The organism is Aphanothece sacrum FPU1 (assembly GCF_003864295.1).
Classification (GTDB): domain Bacteria; phylum Cyanobacteriota; class Cyanobacteriia; order Cyanobacteriales; family Microcystaceae; genus Aphanothece_B; species Aphanothece_B sacrum.
Genome location: NZ_BDQK01000013.1, coordinates 638,072 through 657,715 on the forward strand (window position 1 = coordinate 638,072; position 19,644 = coordinate 657,715).

General features: G+C 36.7%; 17 protein-coding genes. 11 read left to right on the top strand and 6 right to left on the bottom strand.

Annotated features, from left to right (window positions below; all coding sequences use genetic code 11):
- Window positions 1-46 precede the first annotated feature (46 nt).
- Window positions 47-1,192, bottom strand: a complete 1,146-nt coding sequence (locus AsFPU1_RS13650; protein WP_124970905.1) for a sodium-dependent bicarbonate transport family permease — start codon at window positions 1,190-1,192, stop codon at window positions 47-49.
- A 259-nt stretch (window positions 1,193-1,451) separates the two neighbouring features.
- On the opposite strand from AsFPU1_RS13650, the gene AsFPU1_RS13655 reads away from it, so the two are divergent.
- From AsFPU1_RS13655 to AsFPU1_RS13665, 3 genes are all read left to right on the top strand, one after another.
- A complete protein-coding gene (locus AsFPU1_RS13655) occupies window positions 1,452-2,378 on the top strand; it encodes a Sll0314/Alr1548 family TPR repeat-containing protein (protein ID WP_124970902.1) in 927 nt (308 codons plus the stop codon).
- 236 nt (window positions 2,379-2,614) lie between these two features.
- On the top strand, window positions 2,615-3,436 hold the full coding sequence (locus AsFPU1_RS13660) for a DMT family transporter (RefSeq protein WP_227873347.1): 822 nt from the start codon (window positions 2,615-2,617) through the stop codon (window positions 3,434-3,436).
- Between the two features lie 129 nt (window positions 3,437-3,565).
- Window positions 3,566-5,197, top strand: a complete 1,632-nt coding sequence (locus tag AsFPU1_RS13665) for a dipeptide ABC transporter ATP-binding protein (protein WP_124970899.1) — start codon at window positions 3,566-3,568, stop codon at window positions 5,195-5,197.
- Window positions 5,198-5,422: 225 nt separating this feature from the next.
- On the opposite strand, the gene AsFPU1_RS13670 is transcribed toward AsFPU1_RS13665, so the two are convergent.
- Window positions 5,423-5,617 (bottom strand): RelB antitoxin-like protein, encoded by a 195-nt coding sequence (locus tag AsFPU1_RS13670; RefSeq protein WP_124970896.1) that lies wholly within the window; start codon window positions 5,615-5,617, stop codon window positions 5,423-5,425.
- A gap of 248 nt (window positions 5,618-5,865) precedes the next feature.
- On the opposite strand from AsFPU1_RS13670, the gene AsFPU1_RS13675 reads away from it, so the two are divergent.
- Entirely contained in the window at window positions 5,866-6,810 is a 945-nt protein-coding gene (locus tag AsFPU1_RS13675; RefSeq protein ID WP_124970893.1) for an NAD(P)H-dependent glycerol-3-phosphate dehydrogenase, read from the top strand.
- Between the two features lie 45 nt (window positions 6,811-6,855).
- Here AsFPU1_RS13675 and recJ read toward each other — a convergent pair whose 3' ends face one another.
- Window positions 6,856-9,183: a single-stranded-DNA-specific exonuclease RecJ gene (recJ, locus tag AsFPU1_RS13680; RefSeq protein WP_124970890.1), complete on the bottom strand. Its 2,328-nt coding sequence runs from the start codon at window positions 9,181-9,183 to the stop codon at window positions 6,856-6,858.
- Window positions 9,184-9,404: 221 nt separating this feature from the next.
- Between recJ and AsFPU1_RS13685 the strand changes: the two genes are divergently transcribed.
- The 5 genes from AsFPU1_RS13685 to AsFPU1_RS13705 all read left to right on the top strand — a co-directional run bounded on the left by AsFPU1_RS13685 (window position 9,405) and on the right by AsFPU1_RS13705 (window position 12,989).
- Entirely contained in the window at window positions 9,405-9,971 is a 567-nt protein-coding gene (locus AsFPU1_RS13685; protein WP_124971239.1) for a sigma-70 family RNA polymerase sigma factor, read from the top strand.
- On the top strand, window positions 9,971-10,366 hold the full coding sequence (locus AsFPU1_RS13690) for a hypothetical protein (RefSeq protein ID WP_124970887.1): 396 nt from the start codon (window positions 9,971-9,973) through the stop codon (window positions 10,364-10,366). The genes AsFPU1_RS13685 and AsFPU1_RS13690 overlap by 1 nt, the downstream gene beginning before the upstream one ends.
- Before the next feature lie 44 nt (window positions 10,367-10,410).
- Window positions 10,411-10,908 carry a Spy/CpxP family protein refolding chaperone gene (locus AsFPU1_RS13695; protein ID WP_124970884.1) on the top strand — a complete coding sequence of 166 codons (498 nt, stop codon included), beginning with the start codon at window positions 10,411-10,413 and terminating at the stop codon, window positions 10,906-10,908.
- A 222-nt stretch (window positions 10,909-11,130) separates the two neighbouring features.
- Window positions 11,131-11,742, top strand: a complete 612-nt coding sequence (locus tag AsFPU1_RS13700) for an alpha/beta hydrolase (RefSeq protein ID WP_124970881.1) — start codon at window positions 11,131-11,133, stop codon at window positions 11,740-11,742.
- A 659-nt stretch (window positions 11,743-12,401) separates the two neighbouring features.
- Window positions 12,402-12,989, top strand: a complete 588-nt coding sequence (locus AsFPU1_RS13705) for a nucleotide-binding protein (RefSeq protein WP_124970878.1) — start codon at window positions 12,402-12,404, stop codon at window positions 12,987-12,989.
- 93 nt (window positions 12,990-13,082) lie between these two features.
- Here the strand turns inward: AsFPU1_RS13705 and AsFPU1_RS13710 are convergent, their stop codons facing one another.
- The gene (locus AsFPU1_RS13710; protein WP_124970875.1) at window positions 13,083-15,182 is read right to left on the bottom strand and encodes an EAL domain-containing protein; all 2,100 of its coding nucleotides are present in this window, start codon (window positions 15,180-15,182) and stop codon (window positions 13,083-13,085) included.
- 77 nt (window positions 15,183-15,259) lie between these two features.
- Between AsFPU1_RS13710 and dprA the strand changes: the two genes are divergently transcribed.
- Window positions 15,260-16,390 (top strand): DNA-processing protein DprA, encoded by a 1,131-nt coding sequence (gene dprA / locus AsFPU1_RS13715; protein ID WP_124970871.1) that lies wholly within the window; start codon window positions 15,260-15,262, stop codon window positions 16,388-16,390.
- Between the two features lie 146 nt (window positions 16,391-16,536).
- Here dprA and AsFPU1_RS13720 read toward each other — a convergent pair whose 3' ends face one another.
- Window positions 16,537-17,109: a Uma2 family endonuclease gene (locus AsFPU1_RS13720; RefSeq protein ID WP_124970868.1), complete on the bottom strand. Its 573-nt coding sequence runs from the start codon at window positions 17,107-17,109 to the stop codon at window positions 16,537-16,539.
- A 101-nt stretch (window positions 17,110-17,210) separates the two neighbouring features.
- Window positions 17,211-18,032: an acyl-CoA desaturase gene (locus tag AsFPU1_RS13725; protein ID WP_124970865.1), complete on the bottom strand. Its 822-nt coding sequence runs from the start codon at window positions 18,030-18,032 to the stop codon at window positions 17,211-17,213.
- A 214-nt stretch (window positions 18,033-18,246) separates the two neighbouring features.
- Here AsFPU1_RS13725 and AsFPU1_RS13730 point away from each other — a divergent pair, with 214 nt between their 5' ends.
- Entirely contained in the window at window positions 18,247-19,482 is a 1,236-nt protein-coding gene (locus tag AsFPU1_RS13730) for a methionine gamma-lyase family protein (RefSeq protein ID WP_124970862.1), read from the top strand.
- Window positions 19,483-19,644 lie beyond the last annotated feature (162 nt).

Here is a 19,644-nt window from a genome sequence, read left to right on the forward strand (position 1 = left end):
CCTTACAGATGTATATTGTCTATATTGATCTACTTGGTTTGCCGGGTCAAGGGAGCGGCGACATACCGCCGATCGCCTGGGCGAGTCCGATGAAGAACGGTATACACAAGCCGATCGCAACTGGCGTACCGACGGCGGTGGACGCGCCTATATAGGCGGAGGGATTGGCTGATGGGATACCGGCTCGCAACGTGGGGGGTCCTGAGATGTCGGAACTAGAGGAAGCGATGACAGCCAGGATGACAACGCCGCCCATGCTGAATCCTGTGGCGTAGTGGGCAACCATGCCGAGACCGAAGGCGATTAGCCCATGTAGAAAAGGTGCTACTACACTATACACGACGTACCACTGAGCCACCTTCCGCAGTTCGCCAATTCTTGACCAAGCCTCCATACCCATGACCAGCATCAAGATCGAAAGCAAGCCACGAAAGAGGGGATCGTAGAAGCTTTTATAGACACTTTCGGGCTGAGTAAGTATGCCAAGCGCAAGGCCGAGCAACATTGCCGATAGAGCAGGACCCCGGAGACTTTCCTCGATGATCGGCCAGATCTTGACCCGATTATCCCCAGGATCTTGCTGTTGGCTGAGATACTCCTGCCGGTTGCTGGGATAATCTTGCTCATCGGAATAATCCCCTGCCGCAACGGCCTTCTTGCTTAAAGACTCCTGCACGGTGGAGTGGGCTGCTGCTGCACTATGCTTCTTCTTGTTGAGGTAAATGTTGGCCACAACAATCGCAGTTACAAGCGCGGGGATATCCATAAAGGGATAGAGTGCGCCAGCCCATGCCTCGTATGGAATTTTTTGTTCTTCTAGTACCGTCAGACCTGCGGCCATGGTAGAACCACTCACGGCTCCAAACAACCCCCCAGTTGCGAGGGCATCGACGACTTTGACCTTCGGCAGATTGGCCAATGTAAAGCGCGAGATGAAGACAATAAGAACACCTACCATGACGGCAAAGATCATGGGTAACACCATCTCCGTCAGGTTGGAATTGCGGATCGCAATGCCACCGGTCAGACCGATTTTGGTGAGCAGCATAAATACGATGATCGTACAAATCGACTCTGGAATTACCAATTCGCTCCCAAGAGCTGCAATGATCATCCCACCAATTAAAAAGGCGAGTGTTGGAGACTGCAACTGTTTAACAAAGTCTATTAAAAAAAGGGACAAAAAATCCATTAATACCTCCTTGTGCCTCCTCGTCAGAGGAGTATTTACATTGACATCCTCACCGCAGTGAACGGACGGTGATTCCCAAACCTGACGATTTGAGTTTCTCCCACCCCTAACCGAGGCCGGCGGTGTAGCGGGGGATTCCCAAAGCTGATGATTATAGTAGCATCTTCCTTGATCCCTAATCGAACGTCAAAGATTTTTGTTAGCATCAAAGGCAATATTAATCTTTAAATCCTTGATTTTGTGTTGTCTGGAGAGACTTATGATAAATTGGTTGACAAGAACTCAAAAAACGTCTTTATCTTGGTCAGTGCTATGTTTGATTGGGATTAGTATTTGGGCTAATCCTGCCTTAGCGGGTGATCCTTTCCGCCGTAGTAACCCCCGTCCCATTGGGGATAAGACAGAAGCCGCTTTTATTGCTATTTTTCGTAAAGGCAATTATACAGAAGCTCAAAAGTATTTACTCGAAGCCACTAAGGTTGAAGGGGATGAACCTTTAGCCCATGCGATGCAGTCTTCTTTGGCTTATTCTGATGGTAATTTTGACCAAATGAAAGCTGCTGCTGATAACACCTTGGCCACTGCCCAAAAACTGGTCTCTAAAGATCCCTTGCGAGGGAATCTTTATGTAGCGGTTGGCCTTTTTCTTCAAGGGGCTTATACTTATAAAACTCAGGGGCCTTTAGGAGCTATTGATAAGTTACAAAAGGTCTTTGATCATCTTGAGCTTGCTGAGCAAAATGCCCCTAATGATCCAGAGTTTAATCTGCTTAAAGGTTATCTGGATTTGATTTTATCGGTTAATTTGCCTTTTTCTAAGCCAGAAGACGCGATCGCTCGCTTTGAAAAATATGCGGCCCCTGATTATATGGTGGATCGGGCCCTGTCCTCTGCTTATCGGGATTTGAAACAGTATGATAAGGCTTTAGATTTTATGAATAAAGCGTTAGTCATTAGTCCTGACAATCCCGAACTACAATATCTTAAAGGTCAAATTCTGCGGAAACAAGGAAAAAATAATAAAAATATGGTGTTGTTAAAAGAGGCTTATACTTATTTTGAGCAAGCTATGAAAAAAGTCGATCAATTACCCAAAGAGGTTCAAATTCCCCTCCGTCATGATCATCAAGCTGTACAACAAGAAATCGAAAAACTGGCAGCTAATCCTACTCTTGACAAGTTTTAATTATAAGCTGAGGTCTAAGTATTGTGGCAAAATTAATTAATTCTTAACTTTCTAGTCCTCAGGGATTTTTCATATTTTTAGTAATTTCATAAGTTAAACTAATGTCAAGGAACAGCCAGAGGGTGTCTAATGTCAAGAAATCGTAGGATTTTAATAAATACTTAATAGAAACATGATTAAACAAAGGGAGAGAATTGAACAAGAACGCAAAAAGTAACCAACGGCAATTATCCACCGTGAAAGTTTTTATTTTACTTGCATCTTTATCTTTGACTCAAGTGTTGGGAGATATCCTATTGAGTCTAGGAATGAAAGGTTTTTTGGGGTTTGATTTTTCTGACCCAACCATTATCTTTCATTTAATTGCCTATTTGTTGACCAATTCATGGATATTATTAGGGGTTGCTGTTCTAGTGCTTTCCTTGGGCATTTATCTAACAGCGATTTCTTATTTAGATTTAAGTTACGTTTTACCCATTCATGCGTCAAGTTATGTCCTCAATGGGGTCTTTGCTTGGGCATTTTTGGGAGAAGATATTTCCATGATGCGGTGGTCAAGTACGATTATTATTTCCTGTGGTGTTTTATTAGTAGGATTTAGTGATAGTCAGACTTCTAATGTATCAAATTCTCATAACTCAAGCATAAAAGTTCAAAATCTCCCTTTGTTTCTCCTCCCCTTAAGCATTACTATTTCTAAATCTTGGATCGCTATCCTAATTAGTTCTGTATCTGATGCGTCAGGAGATTTACTATTAGCATTAGGGATGAAAAAGATTGGACAAATGAAAATGCTTCCCTTACGAAAAATGCCCCGATTAATTTGGAATATTTTAAGTAATCCTATGATCATTAGTGGTATTATTTGTCAAGGAATTGCCTTTTTTAGCTTTATTTCTGTCTTAAGTTGGGCCGATGTTAGTTTTGTACGTCCAGCAACAGCCTTAACTTATATTATCAGTATGTTAGGGGCAAAGTTTGTTCTCAAAGAAAAAATTAAACCACAAAAATTCTGGGGAATCTTTCTAATTGGTTTAGGGGTATTTTTACATCATTAATAAGTCCGTTTTCGTAGATAACAATTTTAGGTTTTATAGGGGTCAACGGCCGTTGACCCCTACTCTTTAGATATAATTTAGCATAACATATACCAAAGAAGCTTAATCAATTATTTGGAGGTAAAATTCATGAGCGATGACCCCTTATTTTGTGTCAATAATTTACGCATTCAATACCCCAATAATGATATTTGGGCAGTGGATGGGGTATCTTTTACTTTGCGTCGGGGAGAAAAATTAGGCTTGGTGGGGGAGTCAGGGTGCGGTAAATCTACCTTGGGACGGGCAGTTATGGGGCTTCTACCCCAGTTAACACAGGTTAAAGGGCAAATTGAGTTTGAAGGTCAGTCCGTGTTCGCTTTAGCCTCAGAAACGTTACGGCGGTTTCGGGGGGAAGTGGTGGGATTGGTTTTTCAAGATCCCATGACCAGACTTGACCCTTTAATGACTATTGGGGAACATTGTATTGAAACTTTACAAGCCCATCAACCGGAATTATCTCGGACTCAGGCGAAGGAAATAGCCCTAAAAACCCTTGATAAAGTCAAAATTCCGGCAAATCGTTGGGGACAATATCCTCATGAGTTTAGTGGAGGAATGCGACAACGGGTGGCTATGGCTTTGGCATTATTATTAAATCCTAAAATGATTGTAGCTGATGAACCGACAACCGCTTTAGATGTGACGGTAGCGGCGGAAATTTTACAAGAATTGACCCGTTTGTGTGCTGAAGAAGATATGGCCTTGTTATTAATTTCTCACGATTTGGCAATGGTGGGGGAATATTGCGATCGCTTAGCGGTGATGAATCAGGGAAAAATTGTGGAAATGGGAGTGATTCAAGATCTTTTATCTTCTCCTCAACATGAGTATACAAAATCTTTATTAGAAGCAGCTTTGCACGTTCAAGTAGAAGACGAAGAACCCGCTATTAGATACGATAATAACTCAGAGAAACCTGTTTTAAAAGTTACTAATTTACAACAATATTTTACCATAGAAGGTAACTTTTTACAACAATTTTTATCTAAAGAGAAGGAAGTTATTAAAGCTGTTGATGGGGTAAGTTTTGAAATTTATCCTGGAGAAATTTTAGGATTAGTGGGAGAATCTGGCTGTGGTAAAAGTACCCTATCTCGAACGATTTTAAGGTTATTGGAAGCGACTTCAGGAACCATTGAATTTATGGGGGAAGATTTAACTAAAATTTCCCTTGAATCCATGCGTCAAAAACGCCGTGAGATGCAGATGATTTTTCAAGATCCTCATGCTTGTTTAAATCCGGTGATGACGGTGGGACAAAGTATTGCTGATCCTTTATTTATTCATCAAGTAGCTAATCCTCAAGAAATAGAACAACAAGTTAAAGCTATGTTAAAACGGGTTAAATTAACCCCTGTAGAAGATTATTATCATCGTTATCCCAAACAATTATCAGGAGGACAACAACAAAGGGTTGCTATTGCCAGGGCGTTAATTACTAAACCTAAATTAATCATTTGTGATGAACCTGTGAGTATGTTAGATGCGAGTGTACAAGCTGAGGTGTTAAAGTTAATGTCAGAGCTAAAAGATGAGTTTAAGTTAACTTATTTATTTATTACTCATGATTTATGGGTTGCTCGTTTTTTCTGTCATCGTATTGCGGTGATGAATCAAGGTAAAATTGTTGAAATTGGGGAAACAGAAACTATTTTTAAAACACCTCATCATCCCTATACCCAAAAGTTATTAAATGCGGCTCCTTTATTAACAATTTAAAACTTATTTGGTTCTACCGGACAAGTTATGTTAAATTATTACAAAGAATAGACTTTAACTTTAAAGAGTTAAGCTATACAAACAAAGGTTGCCTACGCAACCTAGAATGGCTGTCCGCGCTCGTCGGACGCTCGTTTTTATAGAATAAGGCTTTAGCCTTTTATTAATTATTAGTTTAGCATAGTAAGTCCTGTAGAACCGATTTTTTAATCGTAATACTATAACTCATTGACGACATTTTTCAATCTCAGAAATTGCCACATCAAAAGAAATTTCTTGATCATTAATAGCATTATCATAAGCTCGAATAGCTTCTAATTCTTCTAAAGCTTCTAAGATTTTTTGGTATTCTTCCATGTCTAAAAGAACACCGATTCGATTACCATTAGGGTCTATAATGTATTTTTCTTTTATCTTCATTTAACTATTCTCTTTTAGATTAATTCTTAACTTAATTGTAACTTATTTTTTTAGTTTGTGGAACAGGCCTCTTGCCTGTTTTACGAGTTAATTTGTGGACTGGCACATCTAAAATGTTGCAATAGACCTAGAGATTGCTCCTCATTTAAGATTTTGTTTATACACAGTCTCTTAAAATTGCTATAATAATAACAGTAATCTCAATCAAAAGTAGATGAGAATATATCATTAAATTTAGCTAAGATAAAATGAAACATAAAGCAAAATACTTAACGATTATAGGAGGGGGATTATGGGGATTATCCCTCGGAAATTTAGCTAAACATAATCAAGAAAATACTATTAATCTTTGGTCGCGGAACAGTCATGAAACATTAGAATTAGCTATAATAAGAGCGGATGTTATTGTCTCTGCTGTTTCCATGAAAGGAGTCCGACCAACTATCGAAAAATTGCAAGAGATTAATATATCAGAAACTTTAATTATTGTCACAGCAACTAAAGGATTAGATCCCGAAACCACTCATACACCTTCTCAAATTTGGCAAGGGGCATTTCCTCATAATCCTATTGTAGTTTTATCGGGGCCAAATCTATCAAAAGAAATTCAAAAAGGATTACCTGCCGCTACAGTCGTTTCTAGCTATAATATTAATGCAGCAGAAACGGTTCAAAGCATATTTTCTTCTGATATTTTTCGAGTTTATCTTAATAATGATCCTATTGGTACAGAACTAGGTGGAACTTTAAAAAATGTTATAGCGATCGCGGCTGGTGTTTGTGATGGATTACAATTAGGAATTAATGCGAAATCAGCTTTATTAACCCGTGCTTTACCAGAAATGATTCGGGTAGGAACTGAACTAGGAGCATCTCCTGAAACATTTTTTGGACTATCAGGGTTAGGAGATTTAATGGCAACTTGTGATAGTCCTTTATCTCGTAATTATAGAGTGGGTTATGGACTTGCTCAGGGTCAAAAATTAGACCAAATTTTAATAGAATTAGGAAGTACTGCTGAAGGAGTTAATACCACTAATGTCTTGATAGATTTAGCCAAAAAACAGAAAATTGCTGTTCCTATTGCTCGTCAAGTGTATCGACTTCTCAATGGAAAAATAACTCCTCAAGAAGCAGTTCAATCTTTAATGGCAAGAGAACTTAAATCAGAGTTTGATGACTTAGATTTTTGATAAATAAGTTATAATTTAGGGTGAGCATCGTCCACCACTGTCACTTTAATCATTATGATTTAATAAGTCTTGAAGCGTCGTTAAAGGAACTTGACAAAAATATTGACGTTGAAATTTTTCTTCTTCAATGGCTTCATAAAATATTTCTAATTCTTCTTTGTAATTATTATTTTTTGGCGTGACTTTTGTAAAGGATAACTGATTTTTCTTTTTAGTAGTTTTAAACCCTATTTTTTTTAGTAAATTTAACCCTAACTCTAAAGTAGAATCAATTAATTGTAATTCTTCTTTTAATTGTTCTCTGGTAACGTTTTTTTGTGTCCGAGTTAAATATTTAACAATGCCAATTAATTGTTGACAAACTTGTTGAGGGTTTAAGTTTTCTTGATGGGAATAAGCCAAGGCTAATGTTTCTTTTTGTTTCAACGTTTTTTGATATTTTTTTTGTAATTCGTTCCAATTTGCAGGACAATTTTCTAAGAGTTGATAATCTCTATTTTCTTCGGGTAAATATTGATGATTACGCCAATCAATTAAACTAATTGTATCATAATTATCTTGATTAATCAAAGGGAATGATTCAGAAGAACGTACCGAAATTAAACGAATTTGATATTTTTGATTAGAAGGATTATAATCGAGTTCTACCACAGCATCACAAGGTTGATTTTGCGGTAATTCCTCTTGATAATGTCCCCACCAAATCCCAGGAAATCCTTCCTCAACTGATCGATCTAAAATATTAAAAACAGTTCTGATATATTGAACTTTTTTACTTCTTGCATCTTCAGCATTATAATTTTTTACTTTCTCAAACCAACAGTTCTGAATTAATAATTTTGGTACTGGATTTCCCATACCACAAGGTTCTAATAATTTTAATTCTCTAAATAAATCTTTACCTAATTGAGAAACTGTGACGACTAAATCAACTTCAATTGTCATATTTAAAAGATTGATATCTGTTATTTTTTGACGTAATTTTTGATTAATAGATTCCCGAAATAAATTAATATTTTCAACTGGTAAACTTAGCCCTGCCGCATAAGGATGTCCTCCAAAACGATGTAATAAATCTTGTTGAGAAGACACTAATTCATATAAATCAATTTGATTAATAGAACGGGCTGAACCCCTTGCTAATTTTATAGATTCTTGACTTAAATTTTCTTCTTGTACTGTTGTCAATAAAATTGTAGGACGGCCATATTCTTGCGCAATTTGTCCGGCCACTAATCCTAATACTCCACTGGCCCATTGAGGATCATCTAGAACAATAACTTGAGTCGTTGAAAAATCAATATTAGCTAGTTTCTTTTTAACTTCATTGATAACATTTTTTTGTAGTTCTTTACGACGAGTATTTGCTAATTCCGTATCTAAAGCCAATTTTTTACAGTATTCTTTATCCTTACTTGTAAGCAAATCAACCGCAAATTTAGCATCTCCATGAATACGACTAATGGCATTAATTCGCGGCCCAATTCCAAAAGAAATATCAGTCGGGCGATCGCCGTTTCCTTGACAAGAATTTAACAGATGAGAAATTCCCGGACGAAAACCTTTTTTTGCTTGTTTTTCTAATTGTTTAATCCCTTTTTGTGCCAAATAACGACAATCACCTTTCAACTCAACTAAATCTGCAATTAACCCAATAGCTACTAAATCTAATAAAGTGTCTAAAGGTTGTTGAGGAATCTGTGGTAAACTCTCATAAAGAGCCTCTACCAATTTATAAGCAACTGCCACACCTGACAAAGAAAATAGAGGATGAGTTGAAGCAAAATAACGAGGATTAATAATAGAAATAACAGGGGGCCGTTCATCCGGTAAGGTATGATGATCTGTAATAATCAAATCAATTCCTAACTCATTAGCATAGTCAATTTCTCCTAAATTAGTGCTACCAGTATCACAAGTAACAATTAATGTCGTTCCTGATACTCTTAATTTTTCTAGTCCTGCTTTATTCAACCCATGAGATTCTTTAAACCGATTAGGAATATAATAATCTAATTGTAAATGAGGCACAAAAAAATGTCCTAATCCCTCCCAAAGTACACTAGTTGCTGTAACTCCATCCGCATCAAAATCACCCCAAATAGTAACTTTTTCTCCTACATCAATAGCTTTCTTAATTCGTTTAATCGCCTGTTTTATTTCTTGTCCAAACGCTAAATAACTTGTCGGTTGATACTCATTAAAATCTAAAAAACTCAGCAATTCTTCACGATTTTTAAGACCACGTTGCCATAATAATTGGGCTGCATATTTACCCTCAGATTGAGGGGTATAAATTTTAACCAAATCCACAAACCAATCAGGAAGTAATTGCGGAAGTAAAATGTGCCATTGAGGTTGAAAAAAATTCATATTAATCTAAGTTTCTAGTTACGAATATTATAGATTTGATCCCCCCTAACCCCCCTTAAAACAGTGAACAGTAAACAGTAAACAGTTACCAAGGATAAACACATCATTCTTTACTGATAACTGATAACTGATAACTGTTAAAAAGGGGGATCAAGAATTGAACCTTTTAAATCATCCTCCAGTCTAAACCATTGAATTGACTGGTAGGGCAAAGCGTGACTGTGTTAGCAGACAACCAAGCTGATACGAAAGAGAAAGATTTAGTGCTTCAGTGTCAGCAAGGAGATTCTACCTCATTTAAACAATTGTATGGCCGTTATCAACAACGAGTCCGAGCTACCCTCTATCAACTATGTGGGGATGAAATGCTCGATGACTTAGTACAAGATGTGTTTCTCCGAATTTGGAAAGGTTTACCCCGACTTCGACAACCTGAGTACTTTTCCACTTGGGTATATCGTATTACTTGGAATGTAGCAACAGATAAACGACGGCAGTTTGCCCAAAACCACCTATCCACCGAGGATGATTCAAGTTTGGATAGTACACCATCGCGCCCTGAAGATACCCCTGATTTAATGCGTTTGCACTATCAAGATTTGGTGCAGCAAGGGTTACAGACCTTAAGTTTAGAACATCGTGCGGTTTTGGTATTACATGACTTGGAAGATGTCCCTCAAAAAGAGGTGGCTAAAATTTTACAGCTACCCGTCGGAACGGTGAAATCTCGCCTTTTTTACGCTCGCAATCAAATGCGGAAATTTCTTCAACAGCAAGGAGCATTATAATGTCTCAATCTCCTCATGATAATCGAAAATTGGTCGATTTTCTCAAAAAATATCGGCCTTTGCCTCCCCCTATTTCCCCAAAACTCGAAACTCAGTTATTCGCCACCCTTCCCAGAAAATCTCAGACCCGACCTTCTTTATCTCGTCTGTGGCCATGGCTGATTCCTGGTGCTTTAGTTCTGGGTATGACAGCCATCGGCAGTCAGTCTCGTTGGCAAGAACCCTCTCTCCAACTGGGTACAGGGAATGATTCAGAGGAATTAGAAGCTTTTATGGTTAGTAACTGGCAAGGAACCATAGGAGAAGGTTATGCAGAAGTTTCTACCCCACCTGTCTATGGTCAGTGGATGTTATTGGAAAATTCTGCTACTCCGTCTGAGGTTTCCCATCCCTAAGTTTAAACTTCAGCAATTTAATATTAATGAGGAGAGCATGATTCATGAAGTCTTATCATCCTTTATTCTGGGCTTTTTTGACTATTCCTTTGACAATTAACTCTGTTTTCGCTGAGTCTATCCTTAAATCTTCCTGTGACTCTGGTTTGTGTGACACTCATCTCTTGTCCCAAGGTACCAGAGGTGGTGGCCCAGATAAATTGATGGAACAACTAAATCTTAGTCAGACGCAAGTTCAACAGCTTCAGGCCATTCGCCAAAAATATAGCGGACAAATGGAACCTTTACAACAACAAATACGAGTAAAAGCAGACGAATTAAGCCAATTAATGGATGGAACAGCATCAAATGATGTAATACGCTCTAAACATCAAGAAATGCTTAATTTAAGACAAAAAATGGGTAATTTACGCTTTGAAAGTATGTTAGAAATGCGAGAGATATTAACCCGTCAACAACGTCGAGAATTTGGTCAATTAATGCAGCAACGTCGTCAACAAATGAGAGGAAATCAAGGAGAGGGAGGCGATTTTTCTCCCTAATTAACAATATTATTTAGGAGACTAATAATATTAGCTTTTAATGTAGGGGTCAACGGCCGTTGACCCTTACAAATACTCAGATTAGAAAAAAAATAAACCCAAATTCAATGACATATCAGATTGATCTAATTATAACTCAAATAAATTAATCTTTGACAATTAAACTTTTTTTTGTAACAATAATAAATAGATTTATTTTGAGTAATTATTTACATTAACTGTATGTCTCTAGAAGCCATTTCCCTTAAACCAACTAACAGTAACACTCCTGATCATCTTTTAATTATGCTTCATGGTTGGGGAGCAAATGCTGAAGATTTAGCCCCGTTAGCCTCAATGTTATCCCTTCCTAAATATCAATTTATTTTTCCTAATGCGCCTTTTCCTCATCCTCAAGTTCCTGGAGGACTAGCTTGGTATGAGTTAGAAACAGAAGAACATAAAGGCTTATCCGAAAGTAGAGAACTACTAACAAATTGGTTATTATCTTTAGAAGAAATCACCAAAATTCCTTTATCTAGAACAATTTTAAGTGGCTTTTCTCAAGGGGGTGCAATGTCTCTTGATGTAGGATTAAATTTACCCTTAGCGGGAATTTGTAGTCTTAGTGGTTATTTACATTTTCAACCACAAAATTTAGCATCATCTCTGCCTCCAATTTTAATAATTCATGGTAAACAAGATTTTGTCGTTCCCATAGAAATGGCCCGTCAAGCAAAAGAAAAATTAATATCTATTAATGCTCAAGTAGAGTATCACGAATTTAATATGGGTCATGAAATTCCCGCTAATATTCTTCCTATTGTCGAACAATTTATTAAAACAAAAAATTAGAATTTTAGGTTCTACATAGTATTAATCCCTGATAAGTAGGTACACAAAATTAATTACCCAAGATTTTGTAGGGGCGGGTTTTTTAAATAAATCAATGATTCTCACCAAATAAATAAACCCGCCCTGCTATGTGTAATTGATTTTGTTTAAGCCCTGATATTTAAGAGTTTTAGATAATTCGTGAATTCTAGATAATTCTAATTAGCACTTTTGAAAATTATAAAAAGGAAAAAGCCCTCGGAAGTCTGGCCATGTTTCGACTCCAAGGGCGTTTGTCTTTCGTTCTTACTCCTCACACACCCATATCATGACGCAGCTTAATTAGATAAGTTTCCTATTAGTGACGATTTTTTTATTGTCACTGTTAAACCTATTAAAAGGAACTAAAATTCCTTTCTTAAAGTCTTGTTTCATAATATTTTAGGACTTATGCAGCCCTTCTAGATCATAATTTTTTTGTAGGGTCAATTCATGAATTAACCCTACGATGTCATGTTAATACATCAGTTCAAAATTTTTTAAATAAAAGTTTCCCAGTCTTTCAATTTAGGTTAACCTGAAAACTGAAGGACTGAATTCTTTTGTGAAAAAGGTTCAAACTGGTGTAATCTATGAATAGGAAAAAATATAAATAATCATATAAATAAGCTAGAAGCACCATGATTATCTCAATTACAGCCTTAAAAGGAGGAGTGGGAAAAACAACCACTGCGATACATTTAGCAGCATATTTACAACAAAAAGCCCCTACTTTATTAATTGATGCTGATAGAAACCGTTCTGCTTTAATTTGGTCAAAAGACGAAAAACTTCCCTTTTATGTTGCCTCTCAAGCAGGGGCCACCAGTTTAATTCGTCAATATCCTCATATTATCGTGGATACCAGAGCCAGACCAGAACCAGAAGAATTTAAAGATCTTGCCGATGGTAGTGACTTATTAATCATTCCTACTACCCCTAACCATCTCGATATTGACGCTACCTTTAAAGCAGTAGAACAATTACAATCTTTCAATGCTAATTTTAAAATTTTGTTAACTAAAGTTGATGCTCGTACCAAAAATGGACGAGAAGCTAGAGAAAGATTAAAAGGAGCAAAATTACCTCTTTTTAAAACAGAAATTCCCCTCTTAGTAGCCTTTGAAAGAGCCTCTCAAAAAGGTGTAGTTATTAAAGATTATTCTGATCCTCGTTCTAAATTTGCCTGGTCAACTTATGAAGCGGTTGGTAAAGAAATTATTCCTTAATTTTTTAAGACTATTTATATTAGTAGATGCCTAAATCTTGCCCATTTTTTAATAAAATTTGTAAATTATTTTTGAGGAAAAGACATACTCCATTTAAGTTTGTCCTAAAAAATCAGTAGCATCCTCTGGTTTTAAGGGACGACTAAACCAATAACCTTGGACTTCTTCACAGTTTAAACCTTGTAATAATTTTAACTGTTGTAAAGTTTCTACTCCTTCTGCAATCACTCTTAAGTTAAAAGTTTTTCCCAAAGCAATGACAGCAGAAATAATCGCCGTATTTTGAGGAGTATCTTGCAAAGATTGAATAAAAGATTGATCAATTTTTAATGTATTGACTGGGAATTTATGTAAATAACTCAAAGAAGAATATCCTGTTCCAAAATCATCTAAAGAAACCTGAACCCCTAAATGTCGTAATTTGCCTAATGTTTGCTGAGCGAGATCATGATTTTGCATCAAAGCAGTCTCAGTAATTTCTAGGTCTAAAAATTGAGGTTCCAACCCAGTTTCTTCTAATACTTGACCTACCATTTCTACTAAATTTGGTTGTTGAAATTGTCGTGCAGATAAATTAACTGCAACTGGCATTTTAGATAGTCCTGCTTTTTGCCAGACTTTATTTTGTTGACAAGCTGTCCGTAAAACCCATAAACTAATAGGAACAATTAAATCAGTTTTTTCTGCTAAAGGAATTAATTTGACTGGTGAGACATTACCCAATTCAGGATGATACCAACGTAATAAAGCTTCCATTCCTGTGACTTTATTGTTTGTCAATTTTATCTGAGGTTGATAATTTAGACAAAACTCATTTTCTTCAATTGCTTGATAGAGTAAGTTTTCTAATTTAAGAATCATTGATGCTTTTGATGTCATTGTAGAACTATAGAAACGATAGTGGTTACGACCTCTTTCTTTTGCTCGATAAAGAGCCGCATCAGCATTTTTAACTAAGGTTTCTGAGTCTTCTCCATCTTGGGGATAAATAGCAATACCAATGCTAGTTTTAATATATAATTGATGTCCAGAAATTTCAAACGGCTGTTTTAATTCATCTAAAATACGCTGAGCTAAATTAACCGTATCTTCTGGACTATTAATACGAGGTAATAATAAAGTAAATTCATCCCCACCCCAACGAGCAACTAAATCTTCAGAACGGACACAAGAATTTAATCGTTTCGCAAAACTTTTAAGCAGTTGATCCCCAACACTATGACCTAAAGTATCATTAATATTTTTAAAAGAGTCTAAATCAAGAAACATTACCCCTATTAAATAGTTTTCTCTTTTTGCTCTAGCTAAAGCGAAAGCTAATCTTTCATCAAACCAAGTACGATTAGGTAAATCCGTTAAGGTATCATGAAAAGCTCGATATTCTAGGGTTTTTTCGGCTTTCTTACGTTCAGTAACATCAAATAAATAACTTCTAATCAGTTGATTATCGCATAAATAATGAATATACTGCTCAAAAGTTGCTTGACCGACTTTTATTTCTCGTAATAGTAAATTTCCTTGAATATTTGGGGATTCTGATAATAATCCGGCTAATACTGGATGTTTCAGTTTATCATGAGTAATGGTTTCAAATTTGATACTGGCAGCAGGATTAAGATAAGTTAAATTACCTGTAAAATTAATTTCAATAATGGGATTAGGACTTAATTCAGGAAAAGAGGCTAATCTAACTAAATCATCTCGATCTCGTTCCTGCAAATCTTCGCCTACAATTAAGGTACATTTATTATTTTCTTCCTGAACTTGAGTAATAATTGGTTCTGCTTGTTCAATATTGTCAAATTGATTGAGATCAAGAGGATTAAATAGAGCAATTTCTATGGATGTAGAAAGAATATAATAACTTGCTTTTGCTTCAGGGCTAAAGAAAATTACATCCCCATGTTTAAGATTATGGGACTCATAAGAATTGCCGTTAATTGTTAACCCGTTGGTGCTACGATTTCCTTCTAAATCTCCATCAATAATACGATAGGAATAGTGATCGAGTCGAGGAGTAGGTTTAATGCGAACTAATGTGGCGTGACGGCGAGAAACCACCCGATCATAAATGACGATATCATTGATTGACTCCCGACCAATACTATAGGTTGGTTCTTCAAGAGCAATAATTCGTCGCGCTTTTTGATCCTCAATGACCAGGATATGCCGAAACGGGGTTAGAGTATTCATTGCGGACACATAGACAAGAGCTAATATTAGTGTTCCCGAACTTTTCCCAAAACTAACATTCCTTTAAATAGATTAAAATGGATAATACTGAGGCTGCTTATTGGTTCGCATGGTCGAAAATTCCAGGAATTGGCCCCGTTTTGCTCAAAAGGGTTTGGCAACAATTGGGTAGCTTATCAGATGCTTGGAAAGCTTCTCCAGAAACCTTGGGTTCTGTTGATGGGTTGGGCAAAAAAATAATTCAAGAGGTAATGCAACAGCGATCGCAACTTGACCCCATACAATTATTTAAAGAACATACTCAAAAAAACCCTAATTTTTGGACTCCTGATCATCAAAATTATCCTCGTTTATTATTAGAAATGCCTAGTCCTCCTCCGGTTTTATACTATCGAGGACAGGTGAATTTTCCAGAAAATCAAGGAATTACTCCATTAGTTGGTATTGTTGGTACTCGACACCCCACGGAACATGGTCTTCGTTGGACGGGTAAAATTAGTACAGCTTTAGCGCAACATGGTTTTACGGTGGTATCTGGGATGGCCGCGGGAATTGATGGAATCGCTCATCAGAAGTGTTTACAAGCTGGAGGTAGAACCCTTGCGGTGATGGGAACGGGGGTTGATCTGGTTTATCCGAGTGAACATCGCCAATTGTATCAACAAATTCAAGAAAATGGCTTAATTTTGAGTGAATATCCGGCGGGGACTCCTGGCGATCGCCGTCATTTTCCGGCCAGAAATCGTATTATTGCGAGGTTATGTCGTGCTATTTTAGTGATGGAAGCTCCCGAAAAATCCGGAGCATTAATTACGGCTCGTTATGCCAATGAATTTGGACGAGATGTGTATACTTTGCCAAATTCTCCTGATATTGTACAAGCGCGAGGTTGTTTAAAATTAATTCATCATGGGGCCGAAGTAATTGTTAATTTAGATGAATTATTAGAGATGTTGGGAACTATTCCTAATATTGATCAGCCTAAACAATTATCTTTGTTTGAGTCAGCAACTCCTCAAACTTTACCTAATTTAGAGCCTAATTTATTAAAGATTTTTCACTGTGTTAATTCTGAGCCTATTTCTTTTGATTTGATTGTTAAAAATACTGGCTTAAGTACAGGGGAAGTATCAGGAGGCTTATTACAATTGGAATTAGAGGGGTTAGTGACTCAATTACCAGGAATGCGTTATCAAAAACAGTCTTGATCAATCTGAATAAAATTAATCAATGAATACAGGCTAAAGCCTTATTCTATAAGAACAAAGGCTGTCTACACAGCCTAATTCTAAGCCTGAGTCGCTAGGTTTAGCTCTTTATAAGCTTTACTTATCAGCACAGGTACGGGAGAGCCTTAATTTGGGTTAAATACTTCGGAAACTTTTAACTTTAGTTCTTTAAATATAGGAGATTGTACTAAATAATTATTGCCAAAATTTCCGACTTCTATATAACTATTTCCTGTAAGTTCTAAGACTAAGATAGTTTTGGTTTGAGGATTAACAATCCAGTATTCAGGAATACCACAATCTTCATATTGTATTCTTTTGGCGATGTAGTCCCTATCTCTTTGTATTTCTCCAGGACTAACTACCTCAATGACTAAAATAGGAGGTGACATTGAAAGACGAATAGTATTGCGGTTTGATAATTGTTGAATATGTTCTTCTCGGATAATAGTGAGGTCGGGATAACGGTTTTTTGGTTCCCCTCTCACTTCTAATTCTAATCCTTGTCCTCGTACTCTACGATACCCTAAAAGTGAAGCAAATTTAAGTAATAAAAAAGTAGCAATTTCAACATTAAAACCTGACTCTGGCGGCACTTCAATCAATTCTCCATTAAATAATTCATAGAATCTATCTGAATTATCATTGTATGCTAAGTATTCTTCAAAAGTTGTAAATCTAGGTTTAATTGTTAACATAAAATTGCTCCTAATAAGTAAGTGATTATAAATAAACTTAGGGTGGGCAATGCCCACCCTACCAATGGGGTATGATATATTATGCCCCTAGGAGAACTTAATTATTTTTCAACAATTGGAGCTAATTTAACATTAGTTGCTAACCCAAGTATTTGTAAAAAACGAATAGTCATCCAAGTAATATCAATTTCCCACCAATCTAAACCATGACGAGCAGAATATTGATAAGCATGATGATTATTGTGCCAACCTTCACCAAAAGTTAGGAGAGCAACCCACCAACAATTACGAGAATGATCGTTAGATTCGTGAGTTTGATAACCGAATTTGTGAGTAGCACTATTGACAAACCAAGTGAAGTGAAACACCATCACTAAGCGGACAAAAATGCCCCAAATTACCCATGACCAACCACCAATAGCATATAAACCTAATCCTAAAACCAGTTGAATCAAAATCATGTATTTTTGACAAAATTGATAAAAAGGATCATCTTTAATATCTTGAGTATAACGAGGAACTTCCTTATCGGCAGGAATTTTATGTAACATCCATCCCAAATGACTCCACCAAAACCCTAGATTAGAATCATGGGGATCTGTTTCAGTATCCGAAAATTTATGATGAATACGGTGTAAACCAACCCATTGAATTGGGCCACCTTGACAGGCTAAAGTTCCGCAAAAAACAAGAAGATATTCTAACCATTTAGGAGCTTGAAAACTGCGATGTGTTACTAAACGATGAAGTCCTAATGTAATACCAAGGCCGCCTGTTATCCAATAAATAAATAATGTAATACCAATGGCTCCCCAACTAAAATTACCTGGAAAAAAAGCCAACATTGCAACCAGATGAATGGTAGCCATGTAGATAATAACAGTCCAGTCAAGAGGAAGTTTTTGAGATGTAGCAACAGTCATGTAATAACCTGAATGTGAACGTGATTGAAAACGGTAAAAAATTCAGTTATGCTAATGGTCAATTATTAAACTTAAGGTATTTTTGATACTATAGAGAACTTGTTTAATCATTAATTAACAAAACCGAATTGACATTGACTTATTGATTTGACATACGTAACCTTTTAAGGCTTGAATCAGTAATTAGCCCAATAAGTTTACTTTTAATTGACAAATGGACAGTTTAATGCTTGTAAAAGCAGCAGAAGATAGACTATCTCCGATTTTTTCGGAAATTGACACAAAGGTCAAGCAAAATCTCAAAAAAGTCTTAGAGGCTTTTCGCCATCATCGGGTAGGGGTGCATCACTTTGCTAGTGTGAGCGGTTATGGCCATGACGACTTAGGGAGAGAAACCCTAGATTTAGTCTTTGCTGAGGCGATGGGGGCCGAAACCGCCGTCGTGCGAGTCCAGTTTGTTTCAGGAACTCATGCAATTGCCTGCGCTTTGTTTGGGGTACTTCGTCCAGGGGACGAAATGTTAGCTGTTGCTGGTTCCCCTTATGATACTCTCGAAGAAGTAATCGGTTTGCGTGGCAATTGTCAAGGTTCCTTAATTGATTTTAACATTAATTATCGAGAATTGGCCTTAACACCTCAAGGAACGATTGATTGGGATAATCTTAAAACTGCTATTAAAGATCATACTCGTTTAGTGTTAATTCAGCGTTCTTGTGGTTATTCTTGGCGAGCAAGTTTATCTATTTCAGAGATTGAAAAAATTATTAAAATTGTCAAACAACAAAATCCTAACACAATTTGTTTTGTGGATAATTGTTATGGAGAATTTATTGAAATGCAAGAACCCACTGCAGTAGGAGCAGATTTAATGGCAGGTTCTCTGATTAAGAATCCGGGAGGAACTATTGTTACGGCGGGAGGCTATATTGCAGGGAGAAAAGAGTTAGTAGAAGCGGCTGCTTGTCGTTTAACTGCCCCAGGAATTGGCTCAGAAGGAGGGGCTACCTTTGAGCAAAATCGATTACTATTTCAAGGTTTATTTTTAGCTCCTCAAATGGTAGGAGAAGCGGTTAAGGGAAGTCATTTAATTGCCTATGTTTTTGATCAATTGGGTTATCCGGTGAATCCTTTACCTTTAGTTCCCCGTCGAGATGTAATTCAGGGAATTAAGTTAGGAACTCCTGAAAAATTAATTGCTTTTTGTAGAGCGATTCAAACCTATTCTCCTGTGGGTTCTTATTTAGACCCTGTTCCTGCTCCTATGCCTGGCTATGAGAGTGAATTAGTGATGGCTGGTGGAACATTTATTGATGGGAGTACCTCGGAATTTTCGGCGGATGGCCCCTTAAGAGAACCTTATATTATTTTTTGTCAGGGGGGAACACATTGGACTCATATTTCTTTAGCATTAGAGGCAGCTATTGAGTCTATTTTATTAATGGATAAGTGATAATTAATCTTAACTCTAAAGAGTTAAGCTATACAAACAAAGGTTGCCTACGCAACCTAGAATTTAGTCCGCTCTTGTCGGACTTGGTTTTTATAGGATCAGGCATAAGGTCTGTTATTAATTATTAGTTTAGGATAGAATGACCTGGTTATTATCCATTAT

Coding starts and splice junctions, on each gene's coding strand:
- AsFPU1_RS13650 (WP_124970905.1), bottom strand. CDS start 1,192: ATGGATTTTTTGTCCCTTTTTTTAATAGACTTTGTTAAACAGTTGCAG.
- AsFPU1_RS13655 (WP_124970902.1), top strand. CDS start 1,452: ATGATAAATTGGTTGACAAGAACTCAAAAAACGTCTTTATCTTGGTCA.
- AsFPU1_RS13665 (WP_124970899.1), top strand. CDS start 3,566: ATGAGCGATGACCCCTTATTTTGTGTCAATAATTTACGCATTCAATAC.
- AsFPU1_RS13670 (WP_124970896.1), bottom strand. CDS start 5,617: ATGAAGATAAAAGAAAAATACATTATAGACCCTAATGGTAATCGAATC.
- AsFPU1_RS13675 (WP_124970893.1), top strand. CDS start 5,866: ATGAAACATAAAGCAAAATACTTAACGATTATAGGAGGGGGATTATGG.
- recJ (WP_124970890.1), bottom strand. CDS start 9,183: ATGAATTTTTTTCAACCTCAATGGCACATTTTACTTCCGCAATTACTT.
- AsFPU1_RS13690 (WP_124970887.1), top strand. CDS start 9,971: ATGTCTCAATCTCCTCATGATAATCGAAAATTGGTCGATTTTCTCAAA.
- AsFPU1_RS13695 (WP_124970884.1), top strand. CDS start 10,411: ATGAAGTCTTATCATCCTTTATTCTGGGCTTTTTTGACTATTCCTTTG.
- AsFPU1_RS13700 (WP_124970881.1), top strand. CDS start 11,131: ATGTCTCTAGAAGCCATTTCCCTTAAACCAACTAACAGTAACACTCCT.
- AsFPU1_RS13705 (WP_124970878.1), top strand. CDS start 12,402: ATGATTATCTCAATTACAGCCTTAAAAGGAGGAGTGGGAAAAACAACC.
- AsFPU1_RS13710 (WP_124970875.1), bottom strand. CDS start 15,182: ATGAATACTCTAACCCCGTTTCGGCATATCCTGGTCATTGAGGATCAA.
- dprA (WP_124970871.1), top strand. CDS start 15,260: ATGGATAATACTGAGGCTGCTTATTGGTTCGCATGGTCGAAAATTCCA.
- AsFPU1_RS13720 (WP_124970868.1), bottom strand. CDS start 17,109: ATGTTAACAATTAAACCTAGATTTACAACTTTTGAAGAATACTTAGCA.
- AsFPU1_RS13725 (WP_124970865.1), bottom strand. CDS start 18,032: ATGACTGTTGCTACATCTCAAAAACTTCCTCTTGACTGGACTGTTATT.
- AsFPU1_RS13730 (WP_124970862.1), top strand. CDS start 18,247: ATGGACAGTTTAATGCTTGTAAAAGCAGCAGAAGATAGACTATCTCCG.